Source organism: Pararoseomonas baculiformis (genome assembly GCF_017813395.1).
GTDB lineage: Bacteria > Pseudomonadota > Alphaproteobacteria > Acetobacterales > Acetobacteraceae > Roseomonas > Roseomonas baculiformis.
The window spans coordinates 145,172-167,207 of record NZ_JAGIZB010000003.1; the positions used below are offsets into that span (position 1 = coordinate 145,172).

17 protein-coding genes and 2 tRNA genes are annotated in these 22,036 nt (G+C 69.5%); 8 read left to right on the forward strand and 11 right to left on the reverse strand.

The window, feature by feature from the left end; translation table 11 throughout:
• Positions 1 to 23: 23 nt before the first annotated feature.
• The 7 genes from ilvD to J8J14_RS04280 form a co-directional block, all read right to left on the reverse strand.
• Positions 24 to 1,748 (reverse strand): dihydroxy-acid dehydratase, encoded by a 1,725-nt coding sequence (gene ilvD / locus J8J14_RS04250; protein WP_209378211.1) that lies wholly within the window; start codon positions 1,746 to 1,748, stop codon positions 24 to 26.
• Between the two features lie 97 nt (positions 1,749 to 1,845).
• Positions 1,846 to 2,403: a 3'-5' exonuclease gene (locus tag J8J14_RS04255; protein ID WP_209378212.1), complete on the reverse strand. Its 558-nt coding sequence runs from the start codon at positions 2,401 to 2,403 to the stop codon at positions 1,846 to 1,848.
• A gap of 58 nt (positions 2,404 to 2,461) precedes the next feature.
• The gene (locus tag J8J14_RS04260; RefSeq protein ID WP_209378213.1) at positions 2,462 to 2,647 is read right to left on the reverse strand and encodes a hypothetical protein; all 186 of its coding nucleotides are present in this window, start codon (positions 2,645 to 2,647) and stop codon (positions 2,462 to 2,464) included.
• Positions 2,644 to 5,340, reverse strand: a complete 2,697-nt coding sequence (locus J8J14_RS04265) for a valine--tRNA ligase (protein ID WP_209378332.1) — start codon at positions 5,338 to 5,340, stop codon at positions 2,644 to 2,646. The genes J8J14_RS04260 and J8J14_RS04265 overlap by 4 nt, the downstream gene beginning before the upstream one ends.
• Before the next feature lie 72 nt (positions 5,341 to 5,412).
• Positions 5,413 to 5,970 carry a DUF2497 domain-containing protein gene (locus J8J14_RS04270; protein WP_245215363.1) on the reverse strand — a complete coding sequence of 186 codons (558 nt, stop codon included), beginning with the start codon at positions 5,968 to 5,970 and terminating at the stop codon, positions 5,413 to 5,415.
• Positions 5,971 to 5,986: 16 nt separating this feature from the next.
• Positions 5,987 to 7,444: a TolC family outer membrane protein gene (locus J8J14_RS04275; protein WP_209378214.1), complete on the reverse strand. Its 1,458-nt coding sequence runs from the start codon at positions 7,442 to 7,444 to the stop codon at positions 5,987 to 5,989.
• 225 nt (positions 7,445 to 7,669) lie between these two features.
• Positions 7,670 to 8,341, reverse strand: coding sequence for a protein-L-isoaspartate O-methyltransferase family protein (locus J8J14_RS04280; RefSeq protein WP_209378215.1), 672 nt, complete (start codon positions 8,339 to 8,341; stop codon positions 7,670 to 7,672).
• Between the two features lie 137 nt (positions 8,342 to 8,478).
• On the opposite strand from J8J14_RS04280, the gene J8J14_RS04285 reads away from it, so the two are divergent.
• Positions 8,479 to 8,552: transfer RNA gene (locus tag J8J14_RS04285), tRNA-Cys, on the forward strand.
• A gap of 315 nt (positions 8,553 to 8,867) precedes the next feature.
• Positions 8,868 to 8,943 (forward strand) — tRNA-Asn (locus J8J14_RS04290).
• Positions 8,944 to 8,945: 2 nt separating this feature from the next.
• Here the strand turns inward: J8J14_RS04290 and phnF are convergent.
• Entirely contained in the window at positions 8,946 to 9,749 is an 804-nt protein-coding gene (phnF, locus tag J8J14_RS04295) for a phosphonate metabolism transcriptional regulator PhnF (RefSeq protein ID WP_209378216.1), read from the reverse strand.
• 98 nt (positions 9,750 to 9,847) lie between these two features.
• On the opposite strand from phnF, the gene J8J14_RS04300 reads away from it, so the two are divergent.
• The 5 genes from J8J14_RS04300 to J8J14_RS04320 all read left to right on the forward strand — a co-directional run bounded on the left by J8J14_RS04300 (position 9,848) and on the right by J8J14_RS04320 (position 15,383).
• Positions 9,848 to 10,987 carry an alpha-D-ribose 1-methylphosphonate 5-triphosphate diphosphatase gene (locus tag J8J14_RS04300; RefSeq protein WP_209378217.1) on the forward strand — a complete coding sequence of 380 codons (1,140 nt, stop codon included), beginning with the start codon at positions 9,848 to 9,850 and terminating at the stop codon, positions 10,985 to 10,987.
• Entirely contained in the window at positions 10,984 to 11,676 is a 693-nt protein-coding gene (locus J8J14_RS04305; protein ID WP_245215364.1) for a DUF1045 domain-containing protein, read from the forward strand. Before J8J14_RS04300 ends, J8J14_RS04305 begins: the two co-directional genes overlap by 4 nt.
• Before the next feature lie 82 nt (positions 11,677 to 11,758).
• The gene (locus J8J14_RS04310) at positions 11,759 to 12,919 is read left to right on the forward strand and encodes an acyl-CoA dehydrogenase family protein (protein ID WP_209378218.1); all 1,161 of its coding nucleotides are present in this window, start codon (positions 11,759 to 11,761) and stop codon (positions 12,917 to 12,919) included.
• An 11-nt stretch (positions 12,920 to 12,930) separates the two neighbouring features.
• Positions 12,931 to 13,719 carry an HpcH/HpaI aldolase/citrate lyase family protein gene (locus J8J14_RS04315; protein ID WP_245215365.1) on the forward strand — a complete coding sequence of 263 codons (789 nt, stop codon included), beginning with the start codon at positions 12,931 to 12,933 and terminating at the stop codon, positions 13,717 to 13,719.
• Between the two features lie 83 nt (positions 13,720 to 13,802).
• On the forward strand, positions 13,803 to 15,383 hold the full coding sequence (locus J8J14_RS04320) for an ABC transporter substrate-binding protein (protein ID WP_209378220.1): 1,581 nt from the start codon (positions 13,803 to 13,805) through the stop codon (positions 15,381 to 15,383).
• Positions 15,384 to 15,438: 55 nt separating this feature from the next.
• Here J8J14_RS04320 and J8J14_RS04325 read toward each other — a convergent pair whose 3' ends face one another.
• The 3 genes from J8J14_RS04325 to J8J14_RS04335 form a co-directional block, all read right to left on the reverse strand.
• Positions 15,439 to 17,136: a thiamine pyrophosphate-dependent enzyme gene (locus J8J14_RS04325; RefSeq protein WP_209378221.1), complete on the reverse strand. Its 1,698-nt coding sequence runs from the start codon at positions 17,134 to 17,136 to the stop codon at positions 15,439 to 15,441.
• 132 nt (positions 17,137 to 17,268) lie between these two features.
• Positions 17,269 to 20,391 (reverse strand): efflux RND transporter permease subunit, encoded by a 3,123-nt coding sequence (locus tag J8J14_RS04330; protein WP_209378222.1) that lies wholly within the window; start codon positions 20,389 to 20,391, stop codon positions 17,269 to 17,271.
• Positions 20,392 to 20,407: 16 nt separating this feature from the next.
• Positions 20,408 to 21,514, reverse strand: a complete 1,107-nt coding sequence (locus tag J8J14_RS04335; protein WP_209378223.1) for an efflux RND transporter periplasmic adaptor subunit — start codon at positions 21,512 to 21,514, stop codon at positions 20,408 to 20,410.
• 151 nt (positions 21,515 to 21,665) lie between these two features.
• On the opposite strand from J8J14_RS04335, the gene J8J14_RS04340 reads away from it, so the two are divergent.
• Positions 21,666 to 21,920 carry an Lrp/AsnC ligand binding domain-containing protein gene (locus J8J14_RS04340; RefSeq protein ID WP_209378224.1) on the forward strand — a complete coding sequence of 85 codons (255 nt, stop codon included), beginning with the start codon at positions 21,666 to 21,668 and terminating at the stop codon, positions 21,918 to 21,920.
• The last annotated feature ends 116 nt before the right edge of the window (positions 21,921 to 22,036 follow it).

Here is a 22,036-nt window from a genome sequence, read left to right on the forward strand (position 1 = left end):
CCGCCGCGTTCATATGGCCAGGGTCAGATATCGGCGTAGACATGGGTCTCGGCCTCGCCACCGGGATGGGTGACGGCGCCGAGATGGGCCGGGCCGACGAGCTGGGCGTATTTCCACAGCGCGCCGGAGTTGTAGTCGGTCCGCCGCGGCTGCCACTCGGCCCGACGGCGGGCCAGCTCCTCCTCCGGAAGGTCCGCGTCGATCGTGCCCTTCCCGGCATCGATGATGATGCGGTCGCCGTCCTTCAGCAGGGCAATGGGGCCGCCGACAGCCGCCTCGGGCCCGACATGGCCGATGCAGAAGCCGCGCGTCGCGCCGGAGAAGCGGCCATCGGTGATGAGCGCCACGTCTCCGCCCATGCCCTGGCCGTAGAGGGCCGCGGTGGTGGAGAGCATCTCGCGCATGCCGGGGCCGCCCTTCGGCCCCTCATAGCGGATGACGATCACGTCGCCCTTCTTGTAGGCGCGGCTCTCCACGGCGGCGAAGGCATCCTCCTCGCAGTCGAAGCAGAGCGCGGTGCCCTCGAAGCGCAGCTCCTTCATGCCCGCGATCTTCACGATCGCGCCGTCCGGGGCCAGGTTGCCCTTCAGCCCGACCACGCCGCCCGTCTCGCTGATCGGGTTCGACACGGGGCGGATGACGTCCTGGTCCTTGGGGAAGATCACCTCGCGGTGGTTTTCCGCCAGCGTCTTGCCGGTGACCGTGATGCAGTCGCCATGCAGCAGCCCGGCATCGAGCAGCGCCTTCACGATCACGGGGATGCCGCCGATCTTGTACACGTCGAAGGCGACGTAGCGGCCGCCGGGCTTGAGGTCGCCGATATAGGGCGCCTTGCGCATGATCTCGGCCACGTCCTGCAGCGTGAACTTGATCCCGGCCTCATGGGCCATGGCAGGCAGGTGCAGGCCCGCATTGGTCGAGCCGCCCGTGGCGCCGACGATCAGGGCCGCGTTGTACAGGCTTTCCTTCGTGACGATGTCGCGCGGGCGGATGTTGTTCCGCAGCAGGTCCATGACCGCGCGGCCCGACTCGACCGCCCACTTGTCGCGATCTTCATAGGGGGCGGGGGCGCCGGCGGAGCCCGGAAGCGCGAGGCCGATCGCCTCTGAAACGGTCGCCATGGTGTTGGCGGTGAACTGGCCGCCGCAGGCGCCCGCGCTCGGGCAGGCCACGCATTCCAGCTCATGCAGCTCGTCGTCGGACATGCGGCCGGCGGCGTGCATGCCCACCGCCTCGAACACGTCCACGACCGTCACGTCCTTGCCCTTGTAGGTGCCGGGCAGGATCGATCCGCCATACATGAACACGCTGGGCACGTTCAGGCGCAGCATCGCCATCATCATGCCGGGCAGCGACTTGTCGCATCCGGCAAGGCCGACCATCGCGTCGTAGCAATGGCCGCGCATGGTCAGTTCCACCGTGTCCGCGATCGCGTCGCGGCTGGCCAGGGAGGACTTCATGCCCTGGTGGCCCATGGCGATACCATCGGTCACCGTGATGGTGGTGAACTCGCGCGGGGAGCCATGCGCCTGCTTCACCCCGGTCTTCACGCTCTGCGCCTGGCGGTTCAGCGCGATGTTGCAGGGCGCGGCCTCGTTCCAGCAGGTGGCGACGCCTACCAGCGGCTGGGCGATCTCCTCCTCGGTCATGCCCATCGCATAGTAGTAGGACCGGTGCGGCGCGCGCTCCGGCCCCACGGTCACATGGCGGCTGGGCAGGCGGGACTTGTCCCAGGTGTTGTCCGGCATGGCATTTTCCCTCTCGCCAGGCTGTATCCCGCAACAAACCGGCTGTCGCAACCGTCCCGCACGCAATTCAGCTACGCGGAGGCACCGTGTCGGGCTGTCAGCGCGCCTCGCCCAAGGCCTTCCGCACCCGGTCAGCCATCCCGCGCCACAGTGCCATCTCGCGCTTCGCATCGGCCAGGGCCCGGTGATCGGGCGAGGCCTCCCTCGCCTCCTCGGCCACCTGGCGCAGCACGGCATCCAAAAGATCGGACTGCCGCGCCGGGTCTATCCCCTCGGACAGCAGGGCGGCCAAGGCAGCATCCCGCCGGGCTTCCTCCGTGTCCTTCAGGCGGAGCGCATGGCGGGGCAGGCCGGCGGCCCGCAGGAGGCGGCTCAGCCATTGTCCATCCCAGGAGGGGGCCGAGGCGTAGAGGGAATGGGGCGTGAGGACCTCCACCATCCTCCGGGCCACGGCATCGTGCGGCCTACCCTCCCGCTCAAGCCTCTGGCGGGTCAGGCCATGGATGCGCTCCGCTTCCGCATCCCATTCATCCCAGTCCGGTGCCGGGCGGATGAGGTGTTCCTCCTCATGCCCATCCTCCCCGACCCAGCCGACTTCGACGGGAAAGCCACGCTTGCCGAGGCTGCTGGCCTCGAAGTCCAGGAAGATGATCATGGCCGCCTCGTCACAACCTGCCGGGGAGACGCGGCGGCCCCGGCGCGGGTTGCCCGCCTCAGCGATAGACGATGTAGCGGTAGATATAGATCGCGCAGAGAATGGCTGAGATCAGCGCGCCGATCGTGACCGCCTGGCGGTCGGTGATCGGCGGCTCCCGGTTCAGCATCGGCAGGCGCGACCGGCACCACAGGATGGGCACGGTCGCGAGCAGCGTCAGGGCGATGAAGTCGAAGAACCTCATGCGGCGATGCGCGACAGCGCCGCTGCCAGGCGCGCCGCCTCGGCCTCGGCGGCGGAAAGCCGCTCGCGGGTTTCCTCCACCACTTCCTCCTTCGCACGGCTGGTGAAATCCGGGTTGGCGAGCTTCTGGGCGATCTTGCGCGCCTCGGCCTCGACCTTGGCGTGCTCCTTAGCCAGGCGCGCGCGCTCCGCCGCGAGATCGACGACCCCGGCGAGCGGCAGCATCACCGTTGCCTCGCCGACCACCGCCTGGGCAACGCCCTCGGGGATCGCCCCTTCCAGCGCACGAACCTCCGTGGCGCGGGCCATCCGGCGGATCGGCTCAATCCAGCGCTCAGCACGGGCCATGGTCTCGCCGGAGGCGCCCTGGACCAGCAGGGGCACGGTGGTCGAGGGGGGGACATTCACCTCGGCGCGCACCGCTCGCACCTCGGAGATGAAGCCGACCAGCCAGTTCAGCTCCGCGCGGGCTGCCTCGGCGCCCATCACGGCCACCGGCTCCGGCCAGGGCGTGCGGATCAGGCTGCCCTCGGGACCGTAGCCGAAGCGGCTCCACAGCTCCTCCGTGACATAGGGCATCACCGGATGGGCGAGGCGCAGGATCAACCCGAGCACATGCTGGGCCGCGCCCCTGGCCTCGTCCTTCTCCGCGCCGTCCGGCCCGGTCAGGGCGGGCTTCGCCAGTTCCAGGAACCAGTCGCAGAAGCTGCCCCAAGTGAAGCGGTAGAGTGCCGCCGCATAATCATCGAGGCGGAAGGCCTCCAGCGCCGCCGTGGCCTCCGCGATGGCGGCATTGCCGGCATCGATGATCCAGCGGGCAAGAGGGGTCCTGGCCTCCATCGGGTTGAAGGCCGGATCCGGCGCGATGCCGTTCATCTCGCAGAACCGGGCGGCGTTCCACAGCTTCGTCACGAAGGCGCGGTTGCTCTCCACCTTCTGGCGGCCGAGCCGGACGTCCCGGCCCGGGCCGGCGAATGAGGCCAGGGTGAAGCGCAGGGCGTCGGCGCCATAGGCATCCGCCAGCTCCAGCGGGTCCATGACATTGCCCTTGGACTTGGACATCTTCTGCCCGCGCTCGTCCCGCACCAGGCCGTGGATGTTCACCACCTTGAAGGGCACGTCGCCCATGAAGTGGATGCCCAGCATCATCATCCGGGCGACCCAGAAGAAGATGATGTCGAAGCCCGTCACCAGCACGTCGCCGGGGTAGTAGCGGGCCAGTTCCGGCGTCTGCTTCGGCCAGCCGAGCGTCGAGAAGGGCCAGAGTCCGGAGGAGAACCAGGTATCCAGCACGTCCGGGTCGCGGGTCAGTGCCCGGTCCTCGCCATAATGGGCGCGGGCGGCGGCGACGGCCTCCGCCTCGGTGCGCTCGACAAAGATGTGTCCGTCCGGCCCGTACCAGGCCGGGATCTGGTGGCCCCACCAGAGCTGGCGGGAGACGCACCAGGGCTGGATGTCGCGCATCCAGGCGAAGAAAGTGTTCTCCCATTGCTTCGGGACAAAGACCGTCCTGCCCGTCTCCACCGCTTCGATGGCGGGCCTAGCGAGGGTCGCGGCGTCCACATACCATTGCCAGGTCAGGCGTGGCTCGATCGGCACGCCGGAGCGGTCGCCATGCGGCACGGCGTGGGTATGGGGCTCGGTCTTCTCGATCAGCTCCAGCCGCTCCAGCTCGGCCAGGATGGCCTTGCGCGCCTCGAACCGCTCCTGGCCCGCCAGACCGCCGAGGAAGCCGGGATCGGCGACGCCGGGCTCGGCGCGGACCTCGCCCTCGATCTCGGTCAGCATCACCCGGCCCTCGGCATCCAGCACGCTGGGCGAGGGCAGGTCGTGGCGGCGGCCGACCTCGAAATCGTTGAAGTCATGCGCCGGGGTGATCTTCACCGCCCCTGAGCCCTTCTCCGGGTCGGAATAGGCATCGGCCACCACAGGGATCCGGCGTCCGACCAGCGGCAGGATCACATGCTTCCCGACCAGGTCGCGGAAGCGCTCATCCTCGGGGTTCACGGCCACGGCCGTATCGCCCAGCATCGTCTCCGGCCGCGTGGTCGCGACGACAAGGAAGCGGCCGGGCTGCCCCTCCACGGGGTAGCGCAGGTGCCAGAGGCTGCCCTTGACCTCCTTGCTCTCCACCTCAAGGTCGGAGATGGCGGTCTGGAACTTCACGTCCCAGTTCACCAGCCGGCGGTCGCGATACATCAGCCCCTGGCGATGGAGGGTCACGAAGACCTCGCGCACCGCCTCGGACAGGCCCTCATCCATGGTGAAGCGCTCGCGGGACCAGTCCAGGCTGGCGCCCATGCGGCGGAGCTGGCGGGTAATGGTGCCGCCGCTCTCTCCCTTCCACTGCCAGACGCGTTCAAGGAAGGCTTCCCGGCCCATCTCGCGCCGGCCCTTGCCCTCGGCGGCCAGCAGGCGCTCCACCACCATCTGGGTGGCAATGCCCGCATGGTCCGTGCCCGGCTGCCACAGCGCGTCACGGCCCTGCATCCGGCGGAAGCGGATCAGCGTGTCCTGGATGGTGACATCCAGCGCATGGCCGACATGCAGGCTGCCCGTGACATTGGGCGGCGGGATCATGATGGCGAAGGGCTTGGCGTTCGAGGCCGGGTTGGCCGTGAAGGCCCCTGACCCCTCCCAGCCTTCATAGAGGCGCGGCTCGAAGCCGGCGGGCGAAAGCGTCTTGTCGAGCATGGCGGAGGCTTGGCGGAGCGGCAGCCCCGCCGTCAAGGCCCGATCAGCGTCCCCCTGCCCTGCCCGGCGGGCTTAGCCGACGGAGCGGCTGACCACCCGCTCGATCTCGGCCCGCACCAGCCGCTCCATCAGCGCGGGCAGATGCGCGTCCATCCAATCCTTCAGCAAGGGGCGGATCTCCTCCCGCACCACATCCTCGATCGAGGGCCCAGCGCGATACACGGGGGCGGAGCGCTCGGCCGCGACCGTGCGGGCGAGCTGGCCGAGCAGGGCCGCCGCCGCCGCCGCGGTGGCCGGCGCGATCAGGCCCTCCGCCAGCGCCGAAGCGCCCGGCTCCGAGCCCTTTTCTTCCGGTGGAGACCGTTCCGCGGCGGGTGGGACAGGTTCCGGTCGCGCCGGCTCGGCTGGATCGGCCGGCACAGCACTCACAGGTGCTGGCGCCGTGATCGGTTCTGGCTCCGGCTCGGCCGGGGCGGCGACCAGCATGTCCTCGGTGAGTTCCAGCGGCTCCGCCGAGCTGGAGTCGCCCGCCGTGCCCGGAGCCTCCTCCTCGTTCAGGATCTTGCGGATGGAGGCCAGGATGTCCTCCATCGAAGGGTCCTGACCGGGCGGGGTGTGGGAGCCGGACATGCGGAATTCCTGACGATCAGTCGCGGACAGGCTGCGGTGCGGAGTAATCGCCGAGGCCGGCCCAGCGGTCGCGCACCGCACGGTAATAGGCTTCCTGGTCATAGAGCGGCACGGGCAGGGCGAGGTCCCGCGCGGTCAGCCGCCCCACCGCCTGGGCAAGGGAGTGGCTGGCCGTCACCACATTGGCCAGGGCCCGCACCAGCGACACGCGGGCATTCAGCAGTTCCTGCTCGGCATTCAGCACGTCGAGCGTGGTGCGGCTGCCGACCACGGCCTCGCGCTGCACGCCGTCCAGCGCGATCTCGGCCGCGCGGATCTGGGATCGCACGCTGTCCACCGTGGCGCGGGCGCTCTGCAGCGTCTCCCAGGCCTGGATGGCCTGCGAGGAGGCCTGGCGGCGCTGGTCGTCCACCACCTGGCGAAGCCGCGTCGCGTCCTGCCGGGCCTGCCGAACCGCCGAATACTCGGCGCCGCCCTGGTAGAGAGGGACGGTCAGCGTGGCGGTCACGCTCTCGCCGATGGTGCGCTGGCCGATGCTCTGCTGGTTGTCGTTGCGGAAAGCCTGGGCCTGCAGGCTGGCCTGGGGCAGCAGGGAGGAGAGCTGGACATCGATGAAGTCGCGCCCCGCCGATTCGTCGAACAGGGCCGCGACGACGGCCGGGTTGTTCAACGCGGCGATCTGGGCCGCGTCCTGGCCACTGCGCGCGGCGGGCCGCAGGGGCTGCGGTGCGGTCAGGCGGGTGGGGGCGAGGCCGATCACGCGAAGAAAGGCCGCGCGGGCGTTCTGGAGCGATCCTTCCGAATCCGCGCGCGATGCGCGGGCACCGGCCAGGCGCGATTCGGCCTGCGCCACGTCGGTGCGGGTGATCTCGCCCACGCGGAAGCGCTCATTGGTGGCGTCCAGCTGGCGCTGCAGCACCTGGGCGTTGTTCAGGTTGAGGCGAACCTCTTCCTGGAAGCGGATCACGTTCACATAGGCGGTGACCGCGTCCTGGAAGACCTGCTGCTCGGTCGCGAGCAGGCGGGCGCGCTGGGCCAGCACCTGGTTCTCGGCGCGGCGGGTGGCGGCCGTGGTCCGGCCGCCGCGGTAGAGGGGCTGGGTGACGGTGGCCGCGACGGTGCCGATCGCACGCTCCTGGTCGGTCGTGACGCCGACCCGCTCGCCCCGCGCATTGGTGGCGCGTGAGCGCAGCGTGCCCTCGGCATAGCCGGCGCTGCCGGAAAGCGTCACGGTCGGGCGCCAGCCGGCCAGCGCCTGCGGCACGTTCTCGTCCACCACGCGAAGCTGGGCGCGCGCGGTGGCCAGGGTGGGGTTGTTCACATAGGTCTGCGCCAGCGCCTCCGTAAGCGTCTGGGCGCCGGCCGGCGTGGCCAGGACCAGTGCGAGGAAGCTGGCGGGAACGGCGTTCCGGAGGAACCCCCCCGAGCGCGGGCCATGATGTCGGCGATGGCGCGGGGCGTGGCTGCGGGTCATGGGCTGCAATCCCTCATCGGCCGGCCTCGCGCCGTGGCGCGGGAGCCGCCTTTGGTCTGTTGCCGTTGATGTTAGCCGTCTCCACCGTCCGGCGGCCAGGATGATGGGGAAACTGTTTCCACATCCTTGCCCGGGGGCGTTTCCGGTGTGCGTTCCTGGCCACGCCGCCCGTCCGGACCGGCGGCCGGGCCGCCTCCGTGTTGCGTCCGGGCGGCCGGGCCTGGATCAGCGCAGCGCGAATCCGGGCTTGGGCGTGAAGTCCGGCAGCAGCGGAAGCTGGGTGCCGGGGATGTCGAAGGCCTTGGCCGTGCTGAAAACGCCGGCGACCCGCCGGCCGAGGACGGCCGAGCCGACCTCATGCGGCTGCCGCATGATGGCGACCAGCCGCCCGCCTTCCGAGAGCTGGCCAGAAAGGGCCGGCGGCACCGCGGGCACGGCACCCTCGATGAAGATAAGGTCGTAGGGCGCGCCTTCGGGCAGGCCGGCGGCGGAAGAGCCGTGCTGGCGGCGAAGACCGCCGGCCGGCAGCCCGGAGGCGGCGATCCCGGCATCACCCATGGCGGCGAGGCCCGGCTCATCCTCGACCGCGACGACCTGCGCCCCGACATGGGCCATGATCGCGGCGCCATAGCCCGGGCCGGACGCGACCACGAGTACCCTCTCGCCCGGCCGGGGCAATGCCAGCTGGATCATGCGGGCGATGATCATGGGCTGCAGCAGCACGCGGCCGCCGCCAAGCGCCAGATCCTCATCCGCCAGGGCGCGCACGCGGAGCGCCTGCGGCACGAAAAGCTCGCGCGGGACATCCCGCAACGCCTCCAGGATCCGCGGATCCGTCACCCGGTTGGGCCTGATCTGCCCGTCCACCATGCGCCTGCGCGCCTCGGCGTAGTCCATGCCGCCCGCTGCCCCATTCACTGAACCGGGCGGTTTATAGGCGCGGCGACCGCCCCATGGAAGGACGGGGCCAAAAGCGGCGTGGCGGATCCGGGTTGACCCGCGGCGCGATGGGCGCGATACGCTCCCCTTCTGCCGGCCCGATGGCAGAGTGGTGATGCAACGGACTGCAAATCCGTGAATGTGGGTTCGATTCCCGCTCGGGCCTCCAGACCTTCCCCAGTGATCTGAATTTCCTCGCGCCGCGGCCCCGTGCTGCCTCGCTTCCAGCCCGGCCCGCGGCAGGATGCGCGAGGGTCCGTGGTGGCTCCCCAAAAATTCCGCCTTTCGCTCCGCGTGGCCCGGTGACGCCGGAAGCATTCGCCATGCTCTCACGCCCCGGGAAGCCTCCGCGCGGCAATCGAACTGGCCCTGCATCCCCTTCCCGCGGCGTCACCCGGGACCTGCCGGAATATTCGCCCACCCCCCTTGCAGGGGATCGGCGACCGCGATATTGGGCGCCTCCCGCCAGATGGTGGGCCGCTGATCCCCGATAGCTCAGCTGGTAGAGCACGCGACTGTTAATCGCTAGGTCGTTGGTTCGAGTCCAACTCGGGGAGCCACTTCAGAAGGGGGATGCGCCGGAAGGTGCGTCCCCCTTCGCCGTTCCAGGCCAGCCCTCAGGCATCTCCTCCTCCACAAGAACCTGCACCCGCCCTGCCGCATAGCAGGCCAGGGTGAAGTCCACCGGCCTGCCCTCCGCATCCAGGTTCAACGCCTCGCTCGCAAGTACGGGGCGTGTCCGGGGCTGCCGGAGACGCTGGGCTTCCTCCCCCGTGGGGAGGCGGGCCGTGATCCGGGTGCGGGCGCGCCGGTAATCTGCCACGCCGCAGGCTGCGAGCGCGGCGGTGATCGAGGGCATGGCCCGCAACGCGGTTTCGGCTGCGGCGAATCGCGGGAGAGGCAGGTGGTGCACGCCGATCACCACGGGCGCGCCATCGGCCATGCCCAGCCGCTCAGCGCGCAGGACTGGGCTGCGATGTGCAATGCCCAGGGCCTCCGCCACAGCGCGCGGCGCGGGCACGGCACCCAGGCGGAGGATTCGTCCGCCCGGCTCCCGCCGCTGCGCCCGGATCGTATCGAAGAAGCGGGTTCGCCCATGCAGCGGGTAATCCAACACCTCCCCCGCCACGAAGCTGCCCCTGCCCTGCTCCGTCCGGATCAGGCCGCGTCGCTCCAGTTCCTCAAGCGCGCGGCGCACCGTGTGGCGGTTCACGCCAAAGCGCACGGAAAGATTGCCCTCGCTGGGCAGGCGCTCCTCGGGCGGATGCTGCCCGGCGGCGATATCCTTTTCGAGCATCGCGGCAATCTGCCGCCAGAGGGCCGTGCCGCTCTCCCGCCGGAGGAGGGGCGGCGAAGCGAACGTCATGGTTTCGTAACCCCGACATGTCTAGACAAGCATGGCATGGAGGAGGAAGGAGCGCCACGGACTTGCCCACCGGCCTGACTCGGGCAGAAGGGGTGCGCATGAGCGACGAAACCATCCTGACCAATGCCCGCCTGGTCCTGCCCAGCCGCGTCGAGACCGGCACCGTGCTGCTGCGGGGCGGATCGATCGCCGAGCTTTCCTCCCGCCGCAGCACCGCCCCGGGCGCGATCGACCTGGAGGGCGACTACCTCATCCCCGGCGTGGTGGATGTGCACACCGACAATCTTGAGCGTCAGGTGATGCCCCGGGCCCATGCGCGCTGGCCCTCCGTCTCCGCCTTCCTCTCCCATGACAGCCAGACGGCCGTGGCGGGCGTGACCACGGTGCTGGACGCGCTCTGCCTCGGTGATCTCGGCTTCGACGAGAGCCGGCTGCGGACCGCCCGGGAGGGCGTACGGGACATGATGGCGCTGACCGAGGCCGGGGTGCTGAAATCCGAGCACCTGCTGCATCTGCGCTGCGAACTGCCCGCGACAGACATGCTGCCGATGCTGGAGGAGTTCCACGACCATCCGCTGCTACGCATGGTCAGCCTCATGGACCACACACCCGGCGTGGGCCAGTACGCCGATGCCGATCGCTACCGTGCAATGCGGGTGAAGGGTGGCGCCAGCCGCGAGGAGGTGGAGCGGCGTATGGCCGAGCTGACCGCGCAGCGGGAGGTGCAGGCCGAACCGAACCGCCGGGCCCTGCTGGGCCTGCTGGAGGGCCGCGAGGTTCCACTGGCCACCCATGATGACTGGGATCCGGAGATCGTGGCCCGCAATGCCGCTGATGGCATCGGGATCAGCGAGTTCCCGGTCAACCTGCCTGCTGCGCGCGCGGCGCGGGCGCATGGGATGGCCGTGATCGCGGGCGCGCCGAACCTCGTCCGCGGCGGCAGCCATTCCGGCAATGTCTCGGCCGCCGAGCTGGCGCGGGAAGGGCTCGTGGACATCATCGCCTCGGACTACGTGCCGCCCGCCATGATCGAGGCCGCGTGGCGCCTGATGGATGAGGCGGGGATGGAGCTGCCCGCGGCGGTGGCCACCATCACCGCCAACCCGGCCCGCTCCCTCGGGCTGCATGATCGCGGCCGGATCGAGCCTGGGCTGCGGGCCGATCTGGTCCGCATCCGGGAATTCGGCCGTATGCCCGTGGTCCAGGCCGTGTGGCGCGGCGGGGCGCGGATCGCATGATGGGCGTTGCGCAGCTTGCCCGCGCCGCCCTCTACTGGGCGCCGGCACTGGACGATCCGCTGCACGCACTGGGCAGCACCTGGCTGGGGCGGGATGCCGAGACGGGCGCCACGCTTCCCCAGCCCGCCCAGCAGGGTTTCGAGCTTTGGCCGCTCACCGCCGATCCGCGCGGCTACGGGCTGCATGCCACGTTGAAGCCGCCCTTCCGGCTCTCTGGCAGCTACGCGGCCCTGCGGGACGATGCCGCGCGGCTCGCCGCCGCCACCCGGCCCTTCGAGCTGCCCCCGCTGGAGGTCGCCTCGCTCAGCGGCTTCCTCGCCCTGCGGGAGGCCCAGCCCTGCCCTGCCCTTCAGGCCCTGGCCGATGCCTGCGTCGCGGCACTGGACCCGCATCGCGCGCCGCTGACCGAAGCCGAGATCGCGCGGCGGCGGCCGGAGCGCCTCTCCGATGCAGGCCGCTACAACCTGCATCACTGGGGCTACCCGCATGTGTTCGGCGAATGGCGCTTCCATGTCACCCTCACCCAGCGGCTGGCCCCGGAGCAGGAGGCCGTCATCCGCCCCGCCGCCCAGGCTTTCCTCGGCACGGCCGCCGCACGGCCGCGCCGCGTGACGGAGCTGTGCCTGTTCACGCAGGCCGCGCCGGGCGAGCCCTTCCTGATCGCCGAGCGTCTCCCGCTGGGGGGCTGACCCCTTTCCCCCGGCGACATCAGGCGGCAGGCTGCAGTGCAGCAAGGCCGGCGTGAAGCCGGCCGGGAGGGAGAGAGAAGCGATGCAGGGCACGAGCGACGAGCACCAGGAGCTGCGCGACGCCGTGCGCGCCCTCTGCGCCGAGTTCCCCGCCGAGTACCACCGCAAGATCGATGCCGAACGGGGCTATCCGGAAGCCTTCATCGACGCTCTGACCAAGGCGGGCTGGCTGGCCGCCCTCATCCCCGAGGAATATGGCGGTTCCGGCCTTGGCCTGACCGAGGCCTCCATCATCATGGAGGAGATCAACCGCTCCGGCGGCAATTCCGGCGCCTGCCATGGGCAGATGTACAACATGGGCACGCTTCTCCGGCATGGCTCGGATGAGCAGAAGCGGCGCTACCTGCCCAAGATCGCCACGGGCGAGCTGCGCCTGCAATCCATGGGCGTGACGGAGCCGACGACCGGCACGGATACGACGAAGATCAAGACGACGGCGGAGCGGAAGGGCGACCGCTATGTAGTCAATGGGCAGAAGGTCTGGATATCGCGCGTCCAGCATTCCGAGCTGATGATCCTCCTCGCCCGGACCACGCCGCTCGCCGAGGTGAAGAAGAAGTCCGAGGGCATGTCGATCTTCCTCGTCGATCTGCGCGACGCGATCGGCAAGGGCATGACCGTGCGTCCCATCGAGAACATGGTGAACCACGAGACCAACGAGCTGTTCTTCGACAATCTGGAGATCCCCGCGGAGAACCTGATCGGAGAGGAGGGGCGCGGGTTCAAATACATCCTGGACGGGCTGAACGCCGAGCGGACCCTGATCGCGGCGGAGTGCATCGGGGATGGCTACTGGTTCATCGACAAGGTCGTCCCCTATGTGAAGGAGCGCGTCGTCTTCGGGCGGCCCATCGGGCAGAACCAGGGCGTGCAGTTCCCGATCGCGGAAAGCTATATCGAGATCGAGGCGGCGAACCTGATGCGCTTCGAGGCCTGCCGGCTCTTCGACGCGCACCAGCCCTGCGGTGCCCAGGCGAACATGGCGAAATACCTGGCCGCCAAGGCTTCCTGGGAGGCCGCCAATGCATGCCTGCAATTCCATGGCGGCTTCGGCTTCGCGCATGAATACGACGTGGAGCGGAAGTTCCGGGAGACGCGCCTCTACCAGGTGGCCCCGATCAGCACGAACCTCATTCTTTCCTATGTCGCCGAGCACGTGCTCGGCCTGCCGCGCAGCTTCTGAGGATGGACGGCATGGGCATTCCGGTCACCCCCCTCTTCGTTCCGGGCGACCGCCCCGAGCGCTTCGCGAAGGCTGCCGCCTCCGGTGCCGATGCGGTGATCATCGATCTGGAGGATGCGGTCGCCCCGGAAAAGAAGCCGGAGGCACGCCGCGCGGCCGCCCAGGCCCGGCCGGAGGGCGTTCCGCTCTTCATCCGGATCAACGCGGACCAATCGGCATGGCATGCCGAGGACATGGCGGCTGTGAGGGAATCCCCCGCAGGCATCATCCTGCCCAAGGCGGAGGAGGCCGCGAGCCTGGCCTCGATCCGCGCCGCGATCGGGCCGGGGCGGCCCATCATCGCTCTCATCGAATCCGTGCGCGGGCTGGGGGCGGCGCGCGAGCTCGCGCGCCATGCCTCGGCCCTGGCCTTCGGCTCCATCGACTACGCGGCCGATCTCGGCATCGCCCATACGCGCGAAGCCCTGCTCTGGGCCCGTTCCGAGCTGGCCTTCGCCTCGCGGCTCGCGGGCATCGCCGCCCCGATCGACGGCGTGACCGCGACGATCGGCGATGACGCGCTGACGGAGGCCGATGCACGGCATGCGATGGAGATGGGATTCGGGGGAAAGCTCCTCATCCATCCCCGCCAGGTTCCGGCGGCACGCCGCGGCTTCGCCCCTTCGGAGGCGGAAATCACCTGGGCGCGGGAGGTCCTCTCCGCGGAAGGTGATGGCGCGGTGCAGGTCGGCGGGATGATGATCGACGCGCCGGTACGAATCCGAGCGGAAAGGATCCTCGCCCGCGCGCCCAAAGGGTGAGCCCTCTGGCCCCGGGCACGCGCGCCGTGCTGATCTGGACGTGAGGAAACGCGTCGCCGGCTGATCCGCGAAGGAGACTGCCGATGCATCGCCGTACGCTGATGGGAGCCAGCGCCGCAGGGCTGCTGGCCCCTGCCCTGGTTCGGGCGCAAGCCGCCACCACGCTGCGCTTCACCCCGCAGCAGGATGTCGTGACGCTCGATCCCGTCACCACCACCGCCTATGCGACGCGCAACCATGGCTACATGGTGTTCGACACGCTCTACGGCATGGACGGGAACTTTCAGGCCACGCCGCAGATGGTTGAAGGCCATCGGGTGGAGGATGAGGGGCGGCGCTGGGACCTGACCCTGCGCGACGGGCTGCGCTGGCATGATGGCGAAAGGGTGCTGGCGCGGGACTGCGTCGCCAGCATCGAGCGATGGGCGAAGCGCGACCCCTTCGGCGGTGTTCTCATGGCGGCCACGGACGAGCTCTCCGCCCCGGATGACCGCACCATTCGCTTCCGGCTCAAGCGCCCCTTCCCGCTCCTGCCGATCGCGCTCGGCAAGGCATCGGTGCCGGTCTGCGCCATGATGCCGGAGCGGCTGGCGCGAACCGATCCCTTCCGGCAGGTGCCGGAGCTGGTCGGCAGCGGTCCCTTCCGCTTCAAGGCCGATGAGCGCGTGCCGGGCTCGCTGAGCGTCTACACGAAGTTCGAGGGCTATGTGCCGCGCCAGGGCGGCACGCCGTCCTGGACCTCCGGTCCCAAGGTCGTGCATTTCGATCGCGTGGAGTGGCGCGTGATGCCCGACCCCTCGACCGCGACCTCCGCCCTGATCGCCGGCGAGGCCGACTGGCAGGAATATGCCTATCACGATCAGCTTCCGCTGATGCGGCGCTCCCGCAACGTGAAGGTGCAGGTGCTCGACCCCACGGGTTTCGTCGGCATGATGCAGGTGAACCACCTGCAGCCGCCCTTCAACAACCCGGCCATCCGCCGGGCGCTATGGGGCGCGATCGACCAGGAAGGAGCCGTCCAGGCGCTGGTCGGCGCGGGGGAGACGAGCCTTTACAACCTGCCCCTTGGCTTCTTCTGCCCGAATACGCCGATGGCGTCCGATGTGGGGCTGGCTCCCCTCACCGCTCCGCGCGACATGGCCAAGGTCCGGACCGCGCTGCGGGAGGCCGGGTATAATGGCGAGCCCGTGCTTCTGATGATCCCGTCCACAGCGACGGCATCCTCCACCATGGGCGCCGTCGCGGCCGATATGCTCAAGCAGGCCGGGATGAATGTCGAAGTCTATTCGGTCGAGTTCAACGCCATGCTGCAGCGGCGCAACCGGAAGGGCCCCGTGGCGGAGGGCGGCTGGAGCGCCTTCATCACAAACTGGGCGGGCACGGACTGGCTGAACCCGGCCGTCCACATCGCGCTGCGTGGCGCGGGGGAGGCCGGCTATGCCGGATGGGCCACCATCCCGCGGATCGAGGAGCTTCGGCAGGCCTGGTTCGCCGCACCGGACCTGGCAGCGCAGCAGGCCATCTGCCGGGACATCCAGGCCGAGGCGATGCGCGAGGTGCCCTACTATCCGCTTGGCCAGTATCTCCAGCCCACGGCCTTCCGGACCAACATCACCGGCGTGCTGGACGGCTTCGCGACATTCTGGAACGTGCGGCGCGCCTGACGGGCGGGCAGGACCAGGGGGAAGGCCGGCAGGCCTCCCCCCTGGCTTGGACGGATCAGGCCTTCGCGGCCGCCGCGCGGATCTGCGTCACCGTCTGGCGGTTCGTGATCTGCTCGGGGCTCATCCGCACCTCGATCACCGCGGGCTTGCCGCTCTCGCGCGCACGGCGGAAGGCGGGGACGAGCTCATCGGTCGTCGTCACCACCTCGCCATGCCCGCCGAAGGCCTCGATGAACTTGGCGAAGTCGGGGTTGGTGAGCTGGGTGCCGGAGACGCGGCCAGGATAGTGCCGCTCCTGATACATGCGGATGGTACCGTACTGGCCGTTGTTCACCACCATCACGATGGGTGCGACGCCGGACTGGAAGGCCGTGGCGATTTCCTGCCCCGTCATCAGGAAGCCGCCATCGCCGACGAAGCTGAGCACGCAGCGGCCGCGATAGGTAATGGACGCGCCGAGCCCGGCTGGGACGGAATAACCCATGGCACCATTGGTCGGGCCAAGGAATTCCTGCTTCTCGCGCACGGACATGAAGCGCTGCGGCCAGGTGGCGAAGTTTCCGGCATCCACGGTGAAGATCGTGTCCTCCGGCAGCTCGGCCTCAAGCGCCTGGAGTGCAAGTGCGAAGTTCAGCGGCCCCTCGTAATCCGGCGCCTTCACGCTTGCCTCGCGCCCGGCGCGGAGCTTGCGGGTCCAGTCGCCCCAGGGCCGCTCCTTCTTCGGGGCGGCGTCGCGCAAGGCCAGGGCGAAGGCGTTCACATCCGCCGTGATGCCAAGGAGCGGGCGGAACACGCGGCCGATTTCGGACTGGTCCGGGTGGACCTGCACGATGGGGCTGGTCTGCCCGGCCGGGAAAAGGGTGTAGCCCTGGCTCGTCGCCTCGCCGAGGCGGGTGCCGATGGCAAGGACGAGGTCCGATTCCTTCACCCGCGCCACGAGGCCGGGATCGGAGCCCACGCCAAGATCGCCCACGAAGTTCGGCGAGGTGCCGTCAAACAGCCCCAGCCGGCGGAAGCCCACCGCCACAGGAAGGTCGTGAGCCAGGGCGAATGCCTTGATCGCCGCCTTGCCCTCATCCGACCAGCCGGTGCCGCCCAGGACCATCACGGGCCGCTGGGCGCCGTCCAGCAGTTCCAACAGGCGCGGGATCGAACCGGGCGCGGGATGCGCCGGAAGCGTCGGGGCCGGTCCGATATCCGGCACCTCGACGATGGATTTCTGCATCTCCTCGCTGATCGCCACCACCACCGGGCCGGGGCGGCCGCTGCGGGCCACGTCGAAGGCGCGGGCCATCAGCTCGGGGATGCGGGCGGCGTCGTCGATCTGGGTGACCCACTTGGCCAGCGGGGAGAACATCCGGCGGTAATCCACCTCCTGGAAGGTGTCCCGGTCCGTCTCGGCGAAGGGAATCTGGCCGACCAGCAGCACCAGCGGCGTGCTGTCCTGCATCGCGATATGCACGCCGATGCTGGCATGGCAGGCGCCGGGGCCGCGGGTGACGATGGCGACGCCGGGCTTGCCCGTGAGCTTGCCATGCGCCTCGGCCATGTTGATCGCCCCGGCCTCGAAGCGGCAGGTCACGAGCTCGATCTTGTCGCTGACGTTGTAGAGGCCGTCGAGCAGGTCCAGGAAGGACTCGCCGGGAACCGAGAAGGCGTGCGTCACGCCCTGCGCGACCAGCGCATCCGCGAGCAACTGCCCGCCCGTGCGCCCCTTGGTCATGCCCTGCCGCGCCGCTGCACCATCATCCATGATTCCGTTCCCTCAAGCCCTGGCCCGCCGCGGGGCAGGCGAAACCCGGCGGAGACTAGGGCGGGAACGGGCCGGGCGCCAACCGGCCCGGGCGGTCTTTTCCGCCGAGGCCGGTTGGCGCCCGCCCATGAACTACTCGGCCGGCGCGGGGTGGTGCGGCACCGCGCCGCGCGCCTCCAGTTCCCGCAGCTTGGCGGCGATGGAGCCGACGGGACGCGTATAGGGCGCGAGCAGCAGGTAGAGCGCGGGCACGGCATAGAGGGTGACAAAGGTCGAAAGGCTGATCCCGCCCACGATGACGATGCCCAGGGCCTGGCGGCTCTCGGCCCCTGCGCCCGTCGCCGCGGCCAGCGGCACCGCGCCCAGCACCGTGGCGATGGAGGTCATCAGGATGGGCCGCAGGCGCACCACCGATGCCTCCAGCACGGCATCGTGCACGTTCCGTCCCTCGTCCCGGAGCTGATTGGCGAACTCCACCACCAGGATGCCGTTTTTGGCCATCAACCCGATCAGCATCACCATGCCGATCTGGCTGAATATGTTGAGTGATTGGCCCGTGAGATGCAGCGCCAGCAAGCCGCCCGTCACTGCCAGCGGCGTGGAGAGCAGGATGACGAAGGGGTGGATGAAGCTTTCGAACTGCGCCGCCAGCACCAGGAAGACGACCAGCAGCGCCATGGCGAAGGTGATGGCGAGGCTGCCCGAGGACTCCCGGAACTCCAGGCTCTGCCCGCGATAGGAGATGCGGGCGTCCGGCGGCAGCACCTCGCGGGCCAGCGCGTCCAGGTAGTCCAGCGCCTCGCCGAGCGAGTAGCCCGGGGCGGGGGTGGCGCTGATGGTGATGGCCCGCACCCGGTCCTCGCGCGACAGGGATTGCGGCCGGGCACGCTCGCTCAGCATGACGACATTGGACAGCGGCACCAGCCCGCCCGCCGAGGTCCGGACGAAGATGTTCTCCAGGTCATAGGGGGTACCGCGGTCCCCATCCCGGGCCTGGAGCATGATCTTGTACTCCTCCCCGCCCTCGACATAGGTGCCGACCTCGCGGGAGCCGAGCATGGTTTCGATCGTGCGGCCCACCGCCTGGATCGAGACCCCGAGATCGGCCGCCTTGCGGCGATCGATGGAGACGCGCAGTTCCGGCTTCGTCTCCTTGAAGTTGTTATCCAGGTTCAGGAGGTTCCGGTTCTGCAGCGCCCGCTCGAGGAACCGGTCACGCCACTGCACCAGCGTGTCGTAATCCGGCCCGCCGATGACAAACTGGATCGGCGGCTGGATACCGCGCTGGCCCAGGCTGGGCGGGTTCAACGGAAAGATGCGGGCCCCCGGGATGCCGGCCAGGCGCGGCATCAGCTCTTGCACGATGGCCTGCTGCTTCCGGTCGCGGCTTTGCCAGGGGCTGAGGCGGATGAACATGGTCGCCTGGTTGCCCTGGGCCGGGCGCTGGAAGCCCCCGACCGTCGCGAAGGCCACCGTGATCTCGCCGCGGCGGACATATTCCTCCGCGATCCGCTCCACCCGCTGCACCTGCTCCACCGTATAGGGAAAGGAGGCGCCTTCGGGCGCGGTGACCGGGATCAGGATACTGGCCCGGTCCTCGACCGGAGCGAATTCCTTCGGAAGGGCCTGGAACAGCGCGACGGCGAGAAGGCAGAGCAGCCCGACCCCCGCCAGCACGATCAGCGGCGCCCGCAGCGCATGGGCGAGCGACCAGCGCAGCGCACCGTTCATCGCGAGGAAGAACGGCTCCGTCCACCGCACCAGCCATGTCTCGCCTTGGTGCTCCTTGAGCAGCTTGGAGCACATCATGGGGGTCAAGGTGAGCGCGATGAGGCCGGAGAAGAGCACCGAGGCCGCCAGGGCGAAGCCGAACTCGCTGAAGAGCCGGCCGGTATTTCCCCCCATGAAGGAGAGCGGAAGGAACACGGCCACCAGCACGAGGGTGGTCGCGATCACGGCGAAGGCGATCTCCCGCGAGCCGCGGATGGAGGCCAGCAGCACCGGCTCCCCCTCCTCCACCCGGCGATGGATGTTCTCCAGCACCACGATGGCGTCGTCCACAACGAGGCCGATCGCCAGCACGAGCCCGAGCAGCGTCAGCACATTGAGCGAGAAGCCCATTGCCGACATAGCGATGAAGGAGGCGATGATCGAGACGGGAATGGCGACCGCGGGAATGATGGTGGCGCGGAAGGAGCGGAGGAAGAGGAAGATCACGATCACCACGAGGACGAGCGCCACCAGCAGGGCATGCTCCACCTCGTAGATCGACTGGGCGATGAAGATGCTCTCGTCATAGCCGATCAGCGTCTCGATCCCCTCCGGCAGGGTCGCCTGGATCCTCTCCACCTCGGCCTTCACGCCATTGGCGACCGAAAGGGTGTTGGCGGTGGATTGCCGCTGGATGCCGAGACCCACCCCGGCGACGCCGTTGATGCGGTACTCGCCCCGCGTGGTCTCCGGCGCGACCTCCACCTGTGCCACGTCGCCCAGCAGGACCTGCGCCGTGCCGGTGCGGCTCAGCACCACCTCCCGGAACTGCTCGGGCCGGGACATCCGCGTGTCGGTCCGCACCGTCAGCTCGCGCTGGCTGCTCTCGATCCGCCCGCCCGGCAGCTCCAGGTTCTCGCGCCGGATCGCGTCCTCGACGTCCTGAACCGTCAGGCCGCGCGCGGCCAGGGCCTGGCGGTCGAGCCAGATGCGCATGGCGTATTTGCGCTCACCCTGGATGAGGACATCGGCCACGCCATCGACGATGGCCAGCCGGTCCTTGAAACGGTTGGCGGCAATGTCGGTCAGCTCCATCCCATTGTAGAGATTGGAGGTGAGCGCGATCCACAGGATCGGGCGGCTGTCGCCATCCACCTTCGCCACGATCGGAGTGTCCGCCTGCTCCGGCAGCCGGGCCAGGGCGCGTGCGACGCGGTCACGCACATCGTTCGCGGCCGCGTCCACGTTGCGGGTGAGCCGGAACTCCAGGGTGACGACGCTCCGCTCGTCGCGCGAGAAGGAGGTGAGGGTCTTGATGCCTTCGATGCCGGCGACGGCCGACTCGATCAGTTCCGTGATCTGGGTGTCCACCACGCCTGCCGAAGCCCCGGTATAGGTGGTGGTCACCGAGACGACGGGCGGGTCGATCGCCGGGTATTCGCGGATGGGCAGGCGGAGGAGCGCGGCAAGGCCGAGCACGATCAGGAGAAGGCTGATCACCGTCGCGAAGACCGGCCGCTTGATCGAGATATCGCTGAGAACCATGGACCTGGCTTCCTTCTCAGCTTGTCGGGCGGGTCATGGTTTCGGTGACGCGGACCTGCGCGTTGTTGCGCAGGCGCTGGATGCCCCGCACCACCACCATGTCATTGGCCGAGACGCCGCGCAGCACCTCAACCTCCCCGGACAGGCGCTGGCCGAGCGTGACCTCCACCCGCTGGGCCCGGTTGTCCCGGACCACGAAGACAAAGGCGCGCTCGCCCACCGGGTCCAGCGCCTCCTCGGGCACCAGCAGGGCGTCGTTGCGCGTGGCGAGGTCCAGCTCGATGGTGAGGAAGAGGCCGGGGCGCAGGGCCTCGTCCGCATTGTCGAACTCACTCACCAGCCGGACGGTGCGTGTGCCAGGGTCGATCCGGGTATCCGCCACGGTTACGGTTCCCTGGAAGCGCCGCTCCCCATAGGCGTTGCTGCGGGCCTTCACGATGCTGCCGGCCTGCACGCGCGCCACATGCACCTCGGGGATCGAGAACTCCACGCGCACGCGGGAAATGTCGTCCAGGGTCGTGACCGCGGTCCCGGGCTGCACAAGCGCGCCGGCGCTGACCGAGCGGAGCCCCACGCGACCCGCGAAGGGGGCGGTGAGCCGCGCCTCGTCCAGCCGCGCCTGCATCTGGCGGACCCGGCCCTCCGCCGCGCGGGCGGCGGCCTGGAGCGTGTCCACGCGCTGCTCGGCCACGACCCCGGCCGTGAGGCGCTGCACCCGCTGCAACTGGCTCCGCGCATCGTCGAGCTGCGCCCGAGCCTGGTCCAGCTCGGCGCGCAGGGCCGCATCATCCATTACCAGCAGCACATCGCCCGCCGCCACGCGCTGGCCTTCCTGGAAGCGAATGGCCGTGACGATGCCGGTGTTCTTGGCGGTGATCGTCACCGCCTCGCGGGCGCGGACGGTGCCCACGCTCTCCGCCCTTTCAATCACACGGCCCTGGCGCACCGGGGCGACCGCCACGTTCACCGGCCCCGCAGCGCCGGCCGTTGCGGCGACATCCCGCCGCTCGAGCCCGAGAAGGGCCAGGGGGCGAGGCAGCCCGGCCTGCTCGCCATAGAAATGCCAAGCCGCACCGCCGCCCGCCAGGACGGCCAGAACCAGGAGCTGAGTCCGCGTTCGCATCTAACTGTCCGAGAAACTGCTCGCATTGTTGCGAGCAGAGCCCCCGGGCGCAACATGGAATCCAAGCGGATACGCGCTGTTACGCGCTGGGCGGGGTTGGAAGCCGGGCGTTGCGGCGCCATCCTGGGTCGATGGCAGCATCGGGTGCGGCATGAAAGCGATCTTCGTGATGATCAAATGCGAGATGGGGGCCGCCTACCGCGTCGCGCGGGAGATGGCCGACACCATCCCGGAGCTCTCCGAGATGCATTCCACCAGCGGGCAATACGACCTGCTGGGCAAGTTCTACCTGGAACCCGACCAGGATATCGGCCTCTTCGTCGTGGAGCGGGTGCAGGGCGTGGCCGGGGTGAAGGACACCTACACCCTGCAAACCTTCAACGCCTTCTCGGGCCCGCGAGGCTGACAGGGCTGGCGGGCGCGGCACCCGGCCGCGCCGCCATGAAATAACCTCCATCCTGCCTCCGGGTGCCTTGGCGGCGCCCCGCCCCTGCCATGGCCGATGCCCATTCTGACAGGCAT

Coding starts and splice junctions, on each gene's coding strand:
- J8J14_RS04335 (WP_209378223.1), bottom strand. CDS start 21,514: ATGCGAACGCGGACTCAGCTCCTGGTTCTGGCCGTCCTGGCGGGCGGC.
- J8J14_RS04260 (WP_209378213.1), bottom strand. CDS start 2,647: ATGAGGTTCTTCGACTTCATCGCCCTGACGCTGCTCGCGACCGTGCCC.
- J8J14_RS04310 (WP_209378218.1), top strand. CDS start 11,759: ATGCAGGGCACGAGCGACGAGCACCAGGAGCTGCGCGACGCCGTGCGC.
- J8J14_RS04255 (WP_209378212.1), bottom strand. CDS start 2,403: ATGATCATCTTCCTGGACTTCGAGGCCAGCAGCCTCGGCAAGCGTGGC.
- ilvD (WP_209378211.1), bottom strand. CDS start 1,748: ATGCCGGACAACACCTGGGACAAGTCCCGCCTGCCCAGCCGCCATGTG.
- J8J14_RS04300 (WP_209378217.1), top strand. CDS start 9,848: ATGAGCGACGAAACCATCCTGACCAATGCCCGCCTGGTCCTGCCCAGC.
- J8J14_RS04330 (WP_209378222.1), bottom strand. CDS start 20,391: ATGGTTCTCAGCGATATCTCGATCAAGCGGCCGGTCTTCGCGACGGTG.
- J8J14_RS04340 (WP_209378224.1), top strand. CDS start 21,666: ATGAAAGCGATCTTCGTGATGATCAAATGCGAGATGGGGGCCGCCTAC.
- J8J14_RS04315 (WP_245215365.1), top strand. CDS start 12,931: ATGGGCATTCCGGTCACCCCCCTCTTCGTTCCGGGCGACCGCCCCGAG.
- J8J14_RS04305 (WP_245215364.1), top strand. CDS start 10,984: ATGATGGGCGTTGCGCAGCTTGCCCGCGCCGCCCTCTACTGGGCGCCG.
- J8J14_RS04280 (WP_209378215.1), bottom strand. CDS start 8,341: ATGGACTACGCCGAGGCGCGCAGGCGCATGGTGGACGGGCAGATCAGG.
- J8J14_RS04265 (WP_209378332.1), bottom strand. CDS start 5,340: ATGCTCGACAAGACGCTTTCGCCCGCCGGCTTCGAGCCGCGCCTCTAT.
- J8J14_RS04270 (WP_245215363.1), bottom strand. CDS start 5,970: ATGTCCGGCTCCCACACCCCGCCCGGTCAGGACCCTTCGATGGAGGAC.
- phnF (WP_209378216.1), bottom strand. CDS start 9,749: ATGACGTTCGCTTCGCCGCCCCTCCTCCGGCGGGAGAGCGGCACGGCC.
- J8J14_RS04320 (WP_209378220.1), top strand. CDS start 13,803: ATGCATCGCCGTACGCTGATGGGAGCCAGCGCCGCAGGGCTGCTGGCC.
- J8J14_RS04275 (WP_209378214.1), bottom strand. CDS start 7,444: ATGACCCGCAGCCACGCCCCGCGCCATCGCCGACATCATGGCCCGCGC.
- J8J14_RS04325 (WP_209378221.1), bottom strand. CDS start 17,136: ATGGATGATGGTGCAGCGGCGCGGCAGGGCATGACCAAGGGGCGCACG.